The organism is Pseudomonas sp. P7779 (assembly GCF_013386315.1).
In the GTDB taxonomy this organism is placed as follows: Bacteria; Pseudomonadota; Gammaproteobacteria; order Pseudomonadales; family Pseudomonadaceae; genus Aquipseudomonas.
Genome location: NZ_JACARZ010000100.1, coordinates 1 through 892 on the forward strand (window position 1 = coordinate 1; position 892 = coordinate 892).

Here is an 892-nt window from a genome sequence, read left to right on the forward strand (position 1 = left end):
CAGCACCGCCGTGACCAGCGCCGCCCAGCCCAGCACCTTGAAGTGAATCATCAACCCCAGGTTGGAACGCACCTGGCATTCCCAGCGGCTGGCTTCGTCGGCGCAAATGCCCACCCAACGGCCATCCTCCATGAATCCGTAACGCGCGCCATAACTGGCGGCCAGCCAAAGCGGCAGGGCAATAAGCAACAGGATCAGCGGAAAACGGCGGGACATGGGGCACTCCGATAGGCGAAAACGGCGCCCAGCTTAATCCCCCGGTGGCCGTTGGCAAGTTTTGCAAACAGATAAGTGTTCATTAAGGCGTGCCAAAGTGTATCGTCTCGCTACTATTACCCCGATTCCGACGTTTTTTCCGACTTTTAGTGCCGAAGGCTGGCACTTCGGCAGCAACGCGGTGGTCATAGCCTGCGAACTCCACTTCAGCACGTTTTCCTCTTAGGGATTTAGTCATGCTCCGTTCCTTGCGCTGTGCGGCCCTGTTGGGCAGCCTTTTTCTGAGTGCGTCAGCACTGGCGGTCGATATCGACCAGGCCAGCTATGGCTACCCTTTGACCAACCCGTTTGAAGCGACCATCGCCACCACCCCGCCGAACCTGCGGCCGGAACTGCCATCGGACGATCAAATCAATCAGTCCGACTACACCCTGACGATGCGTCCCGAGCGCGAGTTCAGCCTGCCTGACAACTTCTGGGCGGTGAAGAAACTCACCTACCGCATCGCCAAGCAGGACCGTGCCGCACCGCTGATCTTCCTGATCGCCGGCACCGGCGCACGCTTTGACAGCACCATCAACGAATACCTGAAAAAGCTCTACTACAAGGCCGGTTACCACGTCGTCCAGCTGTCGTCCCCCACCAGCTTCGACTTCATCGCCGCCGCCTCGCGCTT

The 892-nt window shown here is 59.1% G+C and carries 2 pseudogenes; one reads left to right on the plus strand and one right to left on the minus strand.

Going from position 1 to position 892, the window contains the following annotated elements:
* Positions 1-216: pseudogene (locus HX869_RS26140) on the minus strand (hypothetical protein); the annotation flags it as partial.
* A gap of 236 nt (positions 217-452) precedes the next feature.
* Between HX869_RS26140 and HX869_RS26145 the strand changes: the two are divergent.
* A pseudogene (locus tag HX869_RS26145) lies at positions 453-892 on the plus strand (serine/threonine protein kinase); the annotation flags it as partial.